The sequence below is a fragment of the Marinospirillum minutulum DSM 6287 genome, assembly GCF_000422325.1.
Classification (GTDB): domain Bacteria; phylum Pseudomonadota; class Gammaproteobacteria; order Pseudomonadales; family Halomonadaceae; genus Marinospirillum; species Marinospirillum minutulum.
The window spans coordinates 166,418-180,903 of record NZ_AULO01000009.1 but is presented as its reverse complement, the minus strand read 5'-3'; the positions used below and the strand labels follow the sequence as shown (position 1 = coordinate 180,903).

Genomic DNA, 14,486 nt, shown 5'->3' with positions numbered 1-14,486 from the left:
CCACCAATAAACCGCTTGCCTACCTAATTAGCTAGTCAACATCGTCCACTTCATCTAAAACCGTTGCTAAAAGCGGTGCTTGTTCGTCTAGATCGAATACCATAAAAGAAAGCTTCACATCTAAAAACTCATCAAATAAAGCTCTGTCCATATCTGCTGGCCAATAGCTGTCGTCATCTTCCCAAGAGAGCAGCTCATTTTCTAATAGTTCAAAATGGCGCTCATCAATAAAGACTTCCAAGGCATCTTCGTCTTCAAGCTCAGGAATAAGGTAGGTGGTCGCTTCAAGGTTAACTTCTTCAAGTGTTACCTGTTCGCCCTCTTCATCTAGGCTGTTAATCCAATCAACAAAGGGCTGTTTTAATTGAATGCTAATAGCAGAGCGGTTGAGCATCTTCATGGTAGGTCTCCGGCTAGTGACTGGTAGGTATTCTGTTGCATCTAAAATGGTTTTACTTCATTAGTTGAGCTTGCCACTCTTCGGGATTAAACCCGACTAACAACTGAGTAGCGGTAACAAGCACAGGACGCTTAATTAAACTTGGATTCGCTTGCATTAGGCTAATAGCTGAAGCTTCATCAAGGTTAGTACGGTCTGTTTCTGGTAGTTTGCGCCAAGTTGTACCACGGCGGTTAACTAAGACTTCCCAGCCCACCTGATCTACCCAGGTTTGTAAAGTGCTGCTTGCTATCCCATCTTTTTTATAATTATGGAACTGAAAATCTAGCTGCTGTTCTTGTAGCCAAGTACGCGCTTTTTTCATGGTGTCGCAATTGGGTATTCCGTAAAGATTCAACATTTTAACCTTTTTCCTAGTCTTCCGCTGCTATTAATATTAAAAATCAATAAGCTAGCGATTCCAGCCAGAGTCATAAAGTGGATAACCTGGCTCTTTTGCTTCTTTATCTAGTTCATCACATAAACGTGCTTCTAGCTGTTGGCATAATTCAGGGTCAGACAAAGGGCTGCCATCTTGCAGGGTAACAAAAAAAACGTCTTCAACTCGTTCACCTAGCGTTGCTATTTTGGCGTTCTGTAGCCATAAATCAAACTCTACAAAAATTCGACCTATTCTTGCTAACAAACCAGGTCGGTCGGGTGTAATCACTTCAATTAAGGTGCGTAGGTTACTAGGATCATTACTAATGTAAACCTGAGTAGGTAGCGTAAAGTGCTTTAACTGCCTAGGCGTATGCCGTTTAACAAGTTGAGGGAAATTTTCGGGGTTATTCAGTGAGCTAATAAGTTCACTTTCTATTTCGGCTAGGCGTTGTTGGCTGCGTGGAATTTTGCCATTTTGCTCTAATACAATGAAGGTATTCAGTGTAAAGCCTTCATCACTTGAAGCGATACGCGCATCATGAATTGAAAGCCCCAACCTATCTAGAGTGGCTGCGGTGGCAGCAAAACCAAAGGCAACATCACGGGAATGAATAAATACCTTGGTTCCGCCTTCCCTTATGTTTTCAGTCGGTGCCATCAATAAGACTAGCGGTTCTTTACTAGGCGCATGTTTTAAAATGCCTTGTGTATGCCAAACCACTTCTTCTGCTGTATTTTGTAGAAAGTAATCTTTCCCTAAGCTTGACCAGAGGCTTAAAACGCTTTGCTTGGCTATTTTTTTAGCTTCTAAGCCTTCTAAGGCGGTACGCTGGGTTTCTTCTATCCAATCGGTTGGGTCTATAGGGTTTTCTAAACCTCGGCGTAAAGCTCGTTTAGTTTCTGTGTACAACTGATTTAATAAAGCTGCACGCCAGCCATTCCAAAGCTTGGGATTAGTGGCATTAATGTCTGCAACTGTCAGTACGTGCAAATAATCTAGGTGAACTTGCTTGCCTATTTTTTCAGCAAAACGTCTTATTACTTCTGGATCAGTTAAATCTTGTTTTTGTGCAGTAATGGACATTAGCAGGTGGTTTTCTACTAGCCAGCTCACTAAATAAGCATCATTTTTACTAACGCCCTGCCTTTGACAAAAAGCCAAAGCACTCGCTGCACCTATTTCTGAATGATTACCACCATAACCCTTACCTAAATCATGAAATAACCCTGCTAACCAAATAACAGATAGATTAGGTAACTGGGGCATAATGCTTGAAGCTAAAGGAAAGTTTTTTTGCTCGGCAGGATCCCGAAAACTTTGCAATAAGCGCAAAAGCCTTAGGGTATGGGCATCAACAGTGTAGATATGAAACAGATCATGCTGGGTTAATCCAACTGCGTGACCAAACTCGGGTAAATAACGACCCAAAATGCCATAGCGGCTCATACGCGTTAACTGTAAGGGCACATCGCCTTCCGAGTTAAGTAGCGCCATAAATAGCTGATTAACTCGCTTATCTTGACGAAAAGCTTCATCAATTAAATGGCGGTGATCACGTAAGGCTCGAATTGTTGTTGCACGCACGCCTTTTATTGCTGCGTGTTCTGCCATTAACAAAAATACTTCTATTAGGGCAAAAGGATCCCGCTCAAATACATCATCACCTAGGTGCTCAATTAAACCATCACGTATTTGAAATCGCTGGTTAATGTAGGTGACCTGCTGCACTTCATCTTCTTTTAAAAGTGCTTGCTCAAAATGCTGAAGTAGAACATCGTTTAGCTCGGTTAAGGTGGTAACTACCCTATAATAACGCTTCATAAACTGTTCAACAGCTAGGCGTTTTTCTGTATCTAAATAACCAAATAAAACTGCGAGTTCGCGCTGATAATCAAACAGCAAACGGTCTTCACAACGGTCAGCTATTAAGTGTAAGGCATAGCGCACCTGCCATAAAAAACTTTGCCCTTGCTCTAACAAGCGCACTTCCGTTTCCGTTAAAAAGCCTTCTGCAAGTAAATCTTTTAAAGAGGTTGCGTGAAAATGCCGCTTAGCTACCCAGCCGATCATTTGAATATCACGCAGGCCACCAGGCGAGCTTTTAATATTAGGCTCTAAATTATGGTCACTATTATTATATTTATTGTGCCTTGCTAGCTGCTCTTGCCACTTGGCATCAAAAAATTTTGCTGAGGGCCACATTTTTTCTTGCGATAAGCGCTCTAGCATTGCCTCTTGCAAAGCCAAAGAGCCAACCAGCAGGCGGTTTTCAAAAAGATTAGTGGCTACGGTTATATCTGCCTTAGCTTCACGCTCACAGTCCTCTAAAGAGCGAAAACTATGCCCGACTTCCAGCTTTATATCCCAAAGCAGGGTAATAAACTCAGTAAGCGGCTGGTGGTAACGACTGGTGTTATCATCAGGGACTAACACCAGTAGGTCTAGGTCTGATTTAGGGTGAAGTTCTCCACGTCCATAACCGCCCACAGCAAAGAGTGCCAGCTTATCATCTGGCCAGGGAACTAGACGCCAAATACAGGCTAAAAGCTGATCCATAGCCCAAGCACGACCATAAACCAGGTCACGTATATCTGCGCCATCATAAAAAGCTTGATCTAAGCGCTGATTAATAATTGCCAGCGCTTGTTTGAGCAGTGGAACTTGAGTCAAACTTCCTTGTAGCTGCTGCTCTAAGCGCTGAAAATCGTAGAGTGCTAAGTTAGGATGAAACTGATAGTTAACACTCATCGACCCACCTCGCTGAAGAAAAAAGAATTAAAAGGTTTCTTCACTACGGCGCGTTAATACTTCCACCCCAGTTTCAGTCACTAACAGGGTATGTTCCCACTGAGCCGTTAATTTCCCATCAGAAGTTTCAACTGTCCAACCATCGTCTAAGAGTTTGCTATGACGTTTACCTGCATTAATCATCGGTTCAATGGTGAAACACATGCCCGGCTTTAAAACTAAATCGGTACGGGGTGTATAGCCATCGTAATGCAGTATTTGTGGGTCTTCATGAAAATCTTTGCCTATACCATGCCCACAATATTCTCTAACGATAGAAAAACGACTGGTATTTTTTTTGACCATATTCTGAATTAACTTACCAATTTCTGAGATACGCGCACCAGGCTTTACTAGCTTTATAGAGGCATAGAGGGCACGCTTGGTAAATTCAGTTAAACGACGGGCTTCAACACTGGGTTCACCCACATAAAACATCTGACTTGTATCACCGTGATAACCATCTTTAATAACGGTAATGTCTATATTGATAATGTCACCATCTTTAAGTAACTGTTTATCGTCTGGAATACCATGGCAAATAACATGGTTTACCGAGGTGCAAATGGATTTAGGAAAACCATGGTAGTTAAGTGGTGCGGGTATGGCTTGCTGCTCTTCAACGATATAGCGGTGACAAAGAGTATCTAGCTCACCTGTAGAAACACCCGCTTTAACATGGGGCGCAATCATTTCTAAAACTTCTGCTGCCAAACGGCCAGCAACACGCATCTTTTCAATTTCTTCAGGTGTTTTAATGGGGACATTCATTCAACAACTCACTTAAAAAAGTTAGCCCAAAACAAATTCGGACTTTATGTTCGCGCAGGACTATGCTATAAAGTGCGCGCTTAAAATCAACTGTGAAAGGATACGACAAGGGCAGACTCTTGGCAAACAAGCGGCTCTCCTTACCTAGGTAGGTTTAAAGCAAACTAACCGCACTCATTTAAGTGCAACTTAACGTCACACATACACCGACACATTCATCTGGGTGCCTTAAGCCACTAGGCTAGGGTTGATGTTTGGGGTGTATGGAGGCCTAACCCGAACTACTGGAGTATTACTATAATGGCACAAGTTTCTATGCGTGACCTGCTACAAGCCGGCGCTCACTTTGGTCACCAAACGCGCTACTGGAACCCAAAAATGGGTAAATACATTTTTGGCGCGCGTAACAAGATTCACATTATCAACCTAGAAAAAACTGTTCCAGCGCTTAACGAAGCCATTTCTTTTGTTGAGAAATTAGCCAACGGTAAAAACAAGATTCTTTTTGTTGGTACTAAGCGTGCAGCTAGCAAGGTTGTTCGTGAAGAAGCCGATAAAGTTAACATGCCTTACGTTAACCACCGCTGGTTAGGTGGTATGCTGACCAACTACAAAACTATCCGTCAGTCTATTCGTCGTCTGCGTGACTTAGAAACTCAGCAGCAAGATGGTACTTTTGAAAAGCTAACTAAAAAAGAAGCGTTAATGAGCACCCGCGAAATGGAAAAGCTAGAGCGCTCCATTGGCGGTATTAAAAACATGGGCGGCTTACCAGACGCACTCTTTGTTATTGATGTAGACCACGAGCGTCTAGCCATTAACGAAGCTAACAAGCTAGGCATTCCAGTTATTGGTGTAGTAGACACCAACTCTAACCCAGATGGCGTAGACTACGTTATTCCTGGTAACGATGATGCGATTCGTGCCGTACAACTTTACGTACGTGCCATTGCTACTGCTTGCAGCAAAGCACGTGAAGAAGAAGTTGGCGAAGAGCTAATTGAAGTTGCAGAAAACTCCGCTGAATAATTAGCTTTCAGCTTAGCCTGCCTAACCAAATTTAGGCAGGCTTTCTCTATTCTTGGTTATTTAAAACCTTCTAAACATCTTCTCATCAAGGGGATTTATTCATGGCAAAGATTACTGCCGCACAAGTAAAAGAATTACGTGACCGTACCGGCTTAGCAATGATGGAGTGCAAAAAAGCACTTGAAGAAAGCAACGGTGATATCGAACAAGCCATTGATGATCTACGTAAAAACTCTGGTTTAAAAGCAGCCAAAAAAGCAGGCCGTATTGCTGCTGAAGGTGCTATAGCTACACGTGTTGCTGCTGATGGCAGCTACGGCGTAATGGTAGAAGTAAACTCTGAAACTGACTTCGTTGCCCGTGATGACAACTTCCTTGGTTTTGTAGACAAGGTTGCTGACAAACTACTAGCAACGCGTGAAACTGATATTGCTAAGCTAACAGCTGGCGAGTTAGAAGATGCGCGTGGCGCTCTTGTACAGAAAATTGGTGAAAACATCACTGTACGTCGTGCCACCCTAGTTGAAGGTGCAGTTATTGGCGAATACGTTCATGGCGGCCGCATTGGTGTCATTAGCGTTCTTTCTGCTGGCGATGTTGAAGTAGCTAAAGATGTTGCTATGCACGTTGCTGCGGTTAATCCTCGCGTATGTAAGCCTGCTGACATGCCTGAAGAAGAGCTAAACAAAGAAAAAGATATTATTTTGGCTCAGCCAGATATGGCTAGCAAGCCTGCTGACATTGCTGAAAAAATGATTGGTGGTCGTCTGAAGAAGTTCCTAGCTGAAAACAGCTTAACTGAACAGGCCTTCATCAAGAACCCTGAACTAACTGTTGGCGCTTATGTTAAAGCAGCTGGCGGTGAAGTTGTTAGCTACCAGCGCTTTGAAGTTGGCGAAGGTATCGAAAAGAAAGAAGAAGATTTTGCTGCAGAAGTGGCAGCTCAGGTTGCAGGTCGTTAAAAACCAAACCAACCTATTCTGGGTTAGACTACTAGCTTAGAAGCTCCTCAAAAACGTGCTGGGTCTTCCCCGCACGTTTTTGTGCAATTAAAGAACCCTCTATTCTGCCTATTTGGAGACTTGCCATGGCCACATCCGATCGCAATGCAAAATACAAGCGTATTCTTCTTAAGCTTAGCGGCGAAGCCCTTATGGGAGATCAAGAGTTTGGTATTGACCCTAAAGTGCTAGATCGTATGGCCTTAGAAATAGGTCAGCTCGTTGGCATAGGTGTTCAGGTAGGTATAGTTATTGGTGGTGGTAACCTTTTTCGTGGCGCAGCCTTAAGCGCAGCTGGCATGGAAAGAGTGACAGGCGACCACATGGGCATGTTGGCAACCGTTATGAATGCCCTTGCCATGCGTGACGCACTCGAGCGTACAAATATCCGTACCCGCGTTGTATCAGCCATTCCCATGAGTGGCGTAGTAGAACACTATGATCGACGCACAGCCATTCGCTACCTAACTTCCGGCGATGTGGTTATTTTTTCTGCCGGTACAGGTAACCCCTTCTTCACTACCGATTCTGCCGCTTGTTTACGCGGTATTGAAATTGATGCCGATGTCATCATTAAAGCAACCAAGGTAGACGGTGTTTACAATAAAGACCCAGTAAAATTTTCAGATGCAGTAAAATATGAGCGTCTTAGTTATGACGAAGCACTCGATAAAAAGCTTGAAGTAATGGATTTAACTGCTATTTGTCTAGTTAGAGATCAAAGCATGCCTGTAAGAGTTTTTAATATGAATAAATCAGGTGCATTGCTTAATTTAGCAGTGGGCATACATGAAGGCACCTTAATCGATAAAGGTTAAACCCTATTTTTTGCTTAGCTACTTTTGTTTAGAGGTAAATATTGTGATTAACGAAATAAATAAAGACACCCAAGAGCGTATGGATAAAAGCCTAGAAGCACTAAGAAATGCTTTTAATAAAATCCGTACAGGCCGCGCTCACCCTAGCATTCTTGATTCAGTTCGTGTGGACTACTACGGCAGTGAAGTTCCGCTTAGTCAAGTTGCCAATATCAATATTGAAGACAACCGTACACTAGTGGTTATTCCTTGGGAAAAAACCATGGTACCGGCAGTTGAAAAAGCCATAATGAAATCTGACTTGGGTCTAAACCCCAATACTGCAGGTTCCAATATTCGTGTGCCTATGCCCGCGCTAACAGAAGAAACGCGTAAAGGTTATACCAAGCAAGCACGTACTGAAGCTGAAAATGGCCGCGTTGCGATACGTAACATTCGTCGCGATGCTAACAACCAGCTAAAAGCTTTATTAAAAGACAAAGAAATCAGTGAAGATGAAGAGCGTCGTGCTCAGGATGAAATTCAAAAAGTAACGGACAAATACACCGTTGAAATTGATAAAGCACTAGCGACAAAAGAAGAAGACTTGATGCAAATTTAACCTAACTAGGCTTCTCTAATGTCTTCAAAAAACGATCTACCACAGCTTGAGATTTTACCTAAGCATGTTGCCATTATTATGGATGGCAACAACCGCTGGGCAAAACAACGCAAGCTTCCTAGTCTTGCTGGACACAAAGCAGGTGTTGACTCGGTAAGAGCTGTACTAGAAGTTGCTTTGCAACAAGGCATAGAGGTCGTTACTTTGTTTGCCTTTTCTAGTGAAAACTGGAAAAGGCCAGCAGAAGAAGTTAGCGGCTTAATGGAGCTATTTAAATGGGCTTTGCGTCGTGAAACTAAACGACTGCACAAGTACCAGGTTAAATTAAAAATTGTTGGTGATCGCACGGCTTTTTCTAACGAACTGCAACAGCTAATGCTTAAAGCAGAAGCGTTAACGGCCAACAACACCAAAACTACCCTAGTTATAGCTGCTAACTATGGTGGACGGCAAGACATTACCACTGCTGCACGCCAACTGGCTTTGCAAGTAAGCAAGGGTGAATTAAACCCTGAAGCAATTGATGAGCAAAAACTTCAGCAATACCTAGCCTTTGAAGACCTACCAGACCCTGATCTTTGTATTCGCACCAGTGGCGAACAGCGCCTAAGCAACTTTTTACTCTGGCAGCTAGCTTATACTGAGCTAATCTTTGTTGATGCCTTTTGGCCTGACTTTCGTCAACAGGCCTTCTATGAAACCCTTAAAGTCTTTATTAGTCGCCAACGACGCTTTGGTGGACGTGAAGAAACAACTGCAAGCTAATTAAAACGGATACCCCTAGCCATGTTAAAGCAAAGACTGCTAACTGCATTTATTTTAGCGCCCTTGGCACTCTGGGGATTGTTTGGGCTAAGTGGTGCATCTTTTGCTATTTTTACAGGCCTCGTTATAGGTGTTGGCGCTTGGGAGTGGGCTAGGCTTTCTGGCTTTAAACTTGTAGGTCAGCTGCTTTTCCCTGCTTTTATATTATTAATGCTTTATGGTGTTTACCAGCAACCCGAACGTTTAGAAGAAGCACTTTGGTTAGGCTTAATTTGGTGGCTAGTCGCTCTATTTTTTGTAGTTACCTACCCACGCACTACAAGCATTTGGCGCTGCCCACCCCGCCGCTTAGTTATGGGTATTTTTATTCTAATTCCTGCTTGGGCAGGCTTTGTTCTTTTGCGTGAACAGGGTTGGTTTTGGTTGCTTTATGTACTGCTCATTGCTTGGGTAGCCGATGTTTTTGCCTATTTTGCTGGCCGTGCTTTTGGCAAGCACAAGCTGGCTCCTGCCGTTAGTCCTGGTAAATCTTGGGAAGGTGTACTGGGTGGTTTAGTTGGTACTAGCCTACTCACTGCTACCGCAAGCATTTACCTAGGGTTTTCTTTAAATCAGTTTGGTTTGTTGTTAGCCATAACCCTTATTATTACTGCCGTATCTGTACTAGGTGATCTAACCGAAAGCTTGGTTAAACGTGAATCAGGCATGAAAGACTCTAGTCAATTATTACCAGGGCATGGTGGAATTATGGATAGAATTGATAGCCTAACTTCGGCAATTCCAATTTTTACTCTATTAATGCTTAATTTTGCTGGTAACTTAATATGATACGTATAGCAATTTTAGGTGCTACAGGTTCGATAGGTCACTCAACCCTCGATGTTATTGCACGTAACGCAGAGCAATATGAAGTTTTTGCTGTTTCAGGTTATCAACGCCTAACTGAATTACTGGAAATCTGTAAGAAATTTCAACCCAAGCTTGCCGCCGTTCCTGAAAAAGAAGCCATTAAATTTCAAAAGCAATTACTAGCGGCAGGATGCAAAACCCAAGTGGTTGCTGGTAAAGAAGGCCTGCAAATTTTAGCCAGCACTCCTGAAGTTGACCTAGTTGTAGCAGCCATCGTTGGTGCTGCTGGCTTGCTACCTACGCTTGCCGCTGTTAAAGCTGGTAAGCGTATCCTACTCGCAAATAAAGAAGCCTTGGTTATGTCGGGCGCTCTTTTTATGGATGCGGTAAAAACTCACCAGGCAGTCTTGCTACCTATCGACTCGGAACACAATGCCATTTTTCAATGCTTACCAGCCGACTTTGCAAAACGTAGCTTCGCTGAACAAGGCATAGAAAAACTTTTATTAACTGCTTCTGGTGGCCCCTTTCGTGGTTGGTCAAAAGAAGCTTTACAAGCAGTAACCCCAGCACAAGCCGTAGCTCACCCTAACTGGTCTATGGGTCAAAAGATTTCTGTTGATTCAGCCACTTTAATGAACAAAGGCTTAGAGCTAATTGAAGCCTGCTGGTTGTTTAATGTTCAGCCACAACAAATAGAGGTGGTTGTTCACCCACAAAGCATTATTCATTCCATGGTGAGCTATCGAGACGGCTCTGTTTTAGCACAGCTAGGTAACCCAGATATGCGTACTCCCATAGCCCATGCCCTAGCTTGGCCTAAACGCATACCTGCTGGTGTTAATCCTCTTAATCTAATAGCTTCAGCCGCCTTAACTTTTGAACAACCCGATGAAGCTGCCTTCCCTTGTTTAAAACTAGCGCGTCAAGCTTTTGAAGCTGGCGGCACTGCCCCTGCGCTTCTTAACGCAGCCAATGAAGTTGCTGTAGCGGCTTTTTTAGAGGATAGAATTCGCTTCACAGAAATACCTCAAGTAATTAGCCAGGTGTTAGATCTTAGTTCTATTCATGCGGCAAACGATCTGGAATTTTTACTGTCAGAAGACCAGCGAGCTAATCAGTTGGCCGTTAGCATCATTCAAAAGCTTCACTAACCTCTTGCGGAATTAAAGCTAGTTATGGATTTTATACACAATATTTTAGCCTTAATTATTACTCTAGGCATTTTAATTACCTTCCATGAGTTCGGTCACTTTTGGGTTGCGCGTCGTTGTGGTGTAAAAGTTTTGCGCTTCTCCGTTGGTTTTGGCAAACCTTTGTTTAGCTGGCATGACAAACAGGGCACTGAATACGTCATAGCTGCGCTACCTTTGGGTGGCTATGTAAAAATGCTGGATGAGCGTGAAGGCAAGGTACCAGAAGAACTGGCTGACCAATCGTTTAATCGCAAAAGTGTAGGGCAGCGTTTTGCAATAGTTGCTGCCGGCCCCCTAGCAAACTTCCTTTTAGCTATACTTGCCTATTGGCTTATTTTTGTTATTGGTACTCAAGTTCCTGCCCCTCTAGTTGGCAAGGTAGAGTCTGGCTCGCCTGCTGCTTTAGCAGGTTTAAAGCAAGGAGATGAAATTCTAAGCGTTGATGGTAGCAATACACCTAGCTGGCAAGAGGTTGGCTTGGGATTACTTTCGCGCATGGGTGAAACCACCCATATCACGTTAAATGTGCAAAACGAGCAAGATAGTTACCAACGTGAACTCAACCTAACTTTAACTAATTTTTTAGCTAACCAAGAGCAGCCTGATCCTTTTGGAAGTTTAGGTATTAGCCCTTGGCGACCAGAGCTTGCCCCTGTTTTGGGCAGCATTCAAGCTTCAAGTGCTGCACAAGCAGCTGGTTTACAGCCAGGCGATAAGGTTGTCGGTGTTAACAACCTTGCTATATCTAGTTGGGCAGCTTTAGTAAAAGAGTTACAAGCCAACCCTAATAAACTAATTAATTTAACCATAGAAAGGGAAGGGCAGCGCCTACCGATTGCTATTACGCCAGGCGTTCGTGTACAAGACGACGGCAGTGAAGTAGGTTTTATTGGTGCTGGTGTAGAAGTACCTGAATGGCCTGCGGAGTTATTACGTGAACAACGTTTTGGCCCAGTAGATTCGCTAGTCCGTGCTTCACAAAAAACAGTAGAAATGAGCTGGTTAACACTCAACTCTATTGGCAAAATGGTTACCGGGTTAATTAGTCCTACCAACTTGTCAGGCCCCATTACTATTGCTAGGGTTGCCAGCGATTCAGCACGTTCTGGCTGGGAAAGTTTTATTAGCTTTTTAGCCTATGTCAGCATTAGTTTAGGTATCCTTAACTTATTGCCTATACCTGTACTCGATGGGGGGCACCTGCTTTTTTATGCTGTTGAAGCGATTAGAGGTAAACCCGTTACTGAAGCGGTGCAAGAAGCAGCAACGCGTGTGGGTGTGTTGATGCTGGGTAGTTTAATGTTGCTCGCTTTTTATTTTGATTTAATGCGCCTTTAGTAACTAAGCACTCGGCTATTTTAAGCTACAGCACTTGTTTACACGCGGGTTATTACATTATTGTTGGCAACTGCTTTTTATTGGCAGATAAAATGCCCCACTGAGACGGATACAGAACAGCGTGAAATTTCGTAATCCAATTTTTTTAATTCAATACCTAGTTTTTTCTTTAATTTTAATCGGCTGCTTAAGTTCTCAAGCTGTTGCAGCTAGTTTTCAAATAGAAGACTTACGCATTGAAGGCTTGCAACGTGTTTCGCCAGGTACGGTTTTTTCTGAACTACCTTTGCAAACCGACGAACCTATAACGCTAGAACAAATTACTAAAGCAAGTAAGCAGCTTTTTGCTACGGGACTTTTTGATGACGTTGCTGTTTACCAAGACAGTGAGCAACTTGTCTTGCGTGTAAAAGAACGCCCCACCTTACAAAAGCTAGAAATTGACGGTAACAAAAAAGTAAGTACAGAAGATTTAACCAAAGGTTTGTCTCAAGCTGGTTTAGAAGAAGGGCAAATTTTTCAGCGCTCTACCCTCGATCAAATCAAACTAGAACTTGAGCGCATGTACCATGCCCAAGGGCGTTATAGCGCTAAAATTACTAGTGAAGTAGAAGAACTGCCGCGTAATCGTGTAGCTATTAAAATCAAAATTAACGAAGGTAGCGTAGCTGCTATTCGACGTATAAATATTGTAGGTAATCAAAACTACACAAATAAAGAACTGCTCAAGCACTTCGAACTCAATGAAACCAAAGGTTGGACTCTCTTTTCATCTGCCGATCAATATTCACGCGAAAAACTCAGTGGTGACCTAGAGCGCTTGAGGTCTTGGTACCTAGATAATGGTTATTTACGTTTCAATATAGAGTCCACGCAGGTTTCTATTAGCCCTAACCGCCAAGATATTTTTATTACCGTCAATGTGTTTGAAGGTGATCAATACAAGGTTAGCGAGGTGGAACTGGCAGGTGAGCTGATTTTAGAAGAGCCACAACTGACACCCTATATTTTCTTAAAAGCAGGCGATACCTTTTCACGTAGTGCCATGACTGCTTCTAGTGAAGGTATTCGGAGTCGTTTAGGTATAGAAGGTTATACCTTTGCTGAAGTAAATGGCCGCCCCGATATTAATGATGATAAAAAAGAAGTTAAGCTTATTTTCTTAGTCGACCCAGGTCGCCGTAGTTATGTACGTAAAATTAATTTTGCTGGCAATATAAGCACAAAAGATGAAGTGTTAAGACGTGAAATGCTTCAACTTGAAGGTGCTTCGGCTAACACAGATTTAATCAAGCAGTCTAAAGAGCAGCTAGATAGACTCGGCTTTTTTAGTAGTGTTAATGTTGAAAACCAACCCAGTGCCACCAACCCAGATTTAATAGACGTTAACTACACAGTGGAAGAACAACCCTCTGGTTCAATTTCTGCCAGTGTTGGTTATTCACAGTCTAGTGGTGTGGTTTATGGTGCTGCCTTATCCCAAAACAACTTTTTAGGTACAGGTAATATTGTTAGCTTTGGTGCTAACCGAAGCGACTTCCGTACCAGCTATAACTTTTCTTACCTAAACCCCTACTACACCATTGATGGTGTTTCTCGTGGTTTTAATCTCTTTTACCGTGAAACTGATTTTGACGAAGACTATGGTATTTCTAGTTATGCTACTGATGCCTACGGTGCTAATGTTACCTATGGCTATCCAATTTCTAGAAATAGCCGTTTAAGCCTATCCTTAGGGTTCGACAACACTAATGTACAAGCAGAAACCTATAACGGTATTATTTTGTTAGATGATATTCGAGCTTTTGACAAAGATTATGGTTTAGAATTTTTTAATTACAAGGTAACTGGCCGCTGGACTAGAAACCTTCTTAACCGCGGCATTTTAGCCACCAATGGTAGTTATCAAAGTTTTAGTTTAGAAGTAGCAACGCCTGGTTCTGACTACCAGTTTTTCAAAAGTAATTACCGTGGGCAAAAGTATTTTAAACTTGCTGACAGTTGGTCACTTAAGTTTAAAACAGATTTAGGTTATGGTGACGGTTTGGGCAGCCAATATAGCCAGTTGCCTTTTTATGAGAGTTATTTCTCTGGTGGTTTAAGCTCGGTACGTGGTTACCGTTCTAACAGCCTAGGGCAGCGTAGCACTCAAACATTCAATGGTGTTCAAAGCGAAACCAGCAGTGCGCTAGGGGGCAACGTTTTGGTTGAAGGTTCAGCAGAACTTATTTTTCCATTGCCTTTTATAGAAGATCAGCGTTCCATGCAGACCAGTCTATTTCTTGATGCTGGTAGCGTTTATACCACCAAATGCATTGCAAGCAATACCAGTTGTACTGAGGGCGTAGATTTAGACCAGCTCCGCTACTCAGTGGGCATTAGTCTTACTTGGTTAACGGCGATAGGCCCTCTGGCCTTTAGTATTGCTGAACCCTTAAATGATGAACCGAATGACCGTACAGAGTTCTTCCAATTCTCACTTGGACAAACTTTCTAACCCAAAGGAC

Annotated in this window: 13 protein-coding genes; 9 read left to right on the top strand and 4 right to left on the bottom strand. The window is 42.8% G+C overall.

Translation table 11 applies throughout. From position 1 onward, the window contains the following. Positions 1 to 31 precede the first annotated feature (31 nt). The 4 genes from H571_RS0102650 to map are packed head-to-tail and all read right to left on the bottom strand — an operon-like array spanning position 32 to position 4,382. Entirely contained in the window at positions 32 to 400 is a 369-nt protein-coding gene (locus H571_RS0102650; RefSeq protein ID WP_027847954.1) for a hypothetical protein, read from the bottom strand. A 52-nt stretch (positions 401 to 452) separates the two neighbouring features. Next, positions 453 to 800, bottom strand: coding sequence for an ArsC family reductase (locus H571_RS0102645; RefSeq protein ID WP_084482630.1), 348 nt, complete (start codon positions 798 to 800; stop codon positions 453 to 455). A gap of 51 nt (positions 801 to 851) precedes the next feature. Then, positions 852 to 3,572 carry a [protein-PII] uridylyltransferase gene (locus tag H571_RS13960; protein WP_051168093.1) on the bottom strand — a complete coding sequence of 907 codons (2,721 nt, stop codon included), beginning with the start codon at positions 3,570 to 3,572 and terminating at the stop codon, positions 852 to 854. A gap of 27 nt (positions 3,573 to 3,599) precedes the next feature. Then, entirely contained in the window at positions 3,600 to 4,382 is a 783-nt protein-coding gene (map, locus tag H571_RS0102635; protein ID WP_027847952.1) for a type I methionyl aminopeptidase, read from the bottom strand. Positions 4,383 to 4,682: 300 nt separating this feature from the next. On the opposite strand from map, the gene rpsB reads away from it, so the two are divergent. From rpsB to bamA, 9 genes are all read left to right on the top strand, one after another. Next, positions 4,683 to 5,411: a 30S ribosomal protein S2 gene (rpsB, locus tag H571_RS0102630; RefSeq protein WP_027847951.1), complete on the top strand. Its 729-nt coding sequence runs from the start codon at positions 4,683 to 4,685 to the stop codon at positions 5,409 to 5,411. A 101-nt stretch (positions 5,412 to 5,512) separates the two neighbouring features. Continuing rightward, positions 5,513 to 6,373, top strand: a complete 861-nt coding sequence (tsf, locus tag H571_RS0102625) for a translation elongation factor Ts (protein WP_027847950.1) — start codon at positions 5,513 to 5,515, stop codon at positions 6,371 to 6,373. Between the two features lie 125 nt (positions 6,374 to 6,498). Then, positions 6,499 to 7,230 (top strand): UMP kinase, encoded by a 732-nt coding sequence (gene pyrH / locus H571_RS0102615; protein ID WP_027847949.1) that lies wholly within the window; start codon positions 6,499 to 6,501, stop codon positions 7,228 to 7,230. A 43-nt stretch (positions 7,231 to 7,273) separates the two neighbouring features. Next, positions 7,274 to 7,831: a ribosome recycling factor gene (frr, locus tag H571_RS0102610; RefSeq protein WP_027847948.1), complete on the top strand. Its 558-nt coding sequence runs from the start codon at positions 7,274 to 7,276 to the stop codon at positions 7,829 to 7,831. An 18-nt stretch (positions 7,832 to 7,849) separates the two neighbouring features. Then, on the top strand, positions 7,850 to 8,596 hold the full coding sequence (gene uppS / locus H571_RS0102605) for a polyprenyl diphosphate synthase (RefSeq protein WP_051168092.1): 747 nt from the start codon (positions 7,850 to 7,852) through the stop codon (positions 8,594 to 8,596). 21 nt (positions 8,597 to 8,617) lie between these two features. Further along, positions 8,618 to 9,424 (top strand): phosphatidate cytidylyltransferase, encoded by an 807-nt coding sequence (locus tag H571_RS0102600; protein WP_027847946.1) that lies wholly within the window; start codon positions 8,618 to 8,620, stop codon positions 9,422 to 9,424. After that, a complete protein-coding gene (gene ispC / locus H571_RS0102595; protein WP_027847945.1) occupies positions 9,421 to 10,599 on the top strand; it encodes a 1-deoxy-D-xylulose-5-phosphate reductoisomerase in 1,179 nt (392 codons plus the stop codon). The genes H571_RS0102600 and ispC overlap by 4 nt, the downstream gene beginning before the upstream one ends. A gap of 24 nt (positions 10,600 to 10,623) precedes the next feature. Beyond that, positions 10,624 to 11,979 (top strand): sigma E protease regulator RseP, encoded by a 1,356-nt coding sequence (gene rseP, locus H571_RS0102590; protein WP_027847944.1) that lies wholly within the window; start codon positions 10,624 to 10,626, stop codon positions 11,977 to 11,979. A gap of 121 nt (positions 11,980 to 12,100) precedes the next feature. Then, positions 12,101 to 14,476, top strand: coding sequence for an outer membrane protein assembly factor BamA (gene bamA, locus H571_RS0102585; RefSeq protein ID WP_245562312.1), 2,376 nt, complete (start codon positions 12,101 to 12,103; stop codon positions 14,474 to 14,476). Positions 14,477 to 14,486 lie beyond the last annotated feature (10 nt).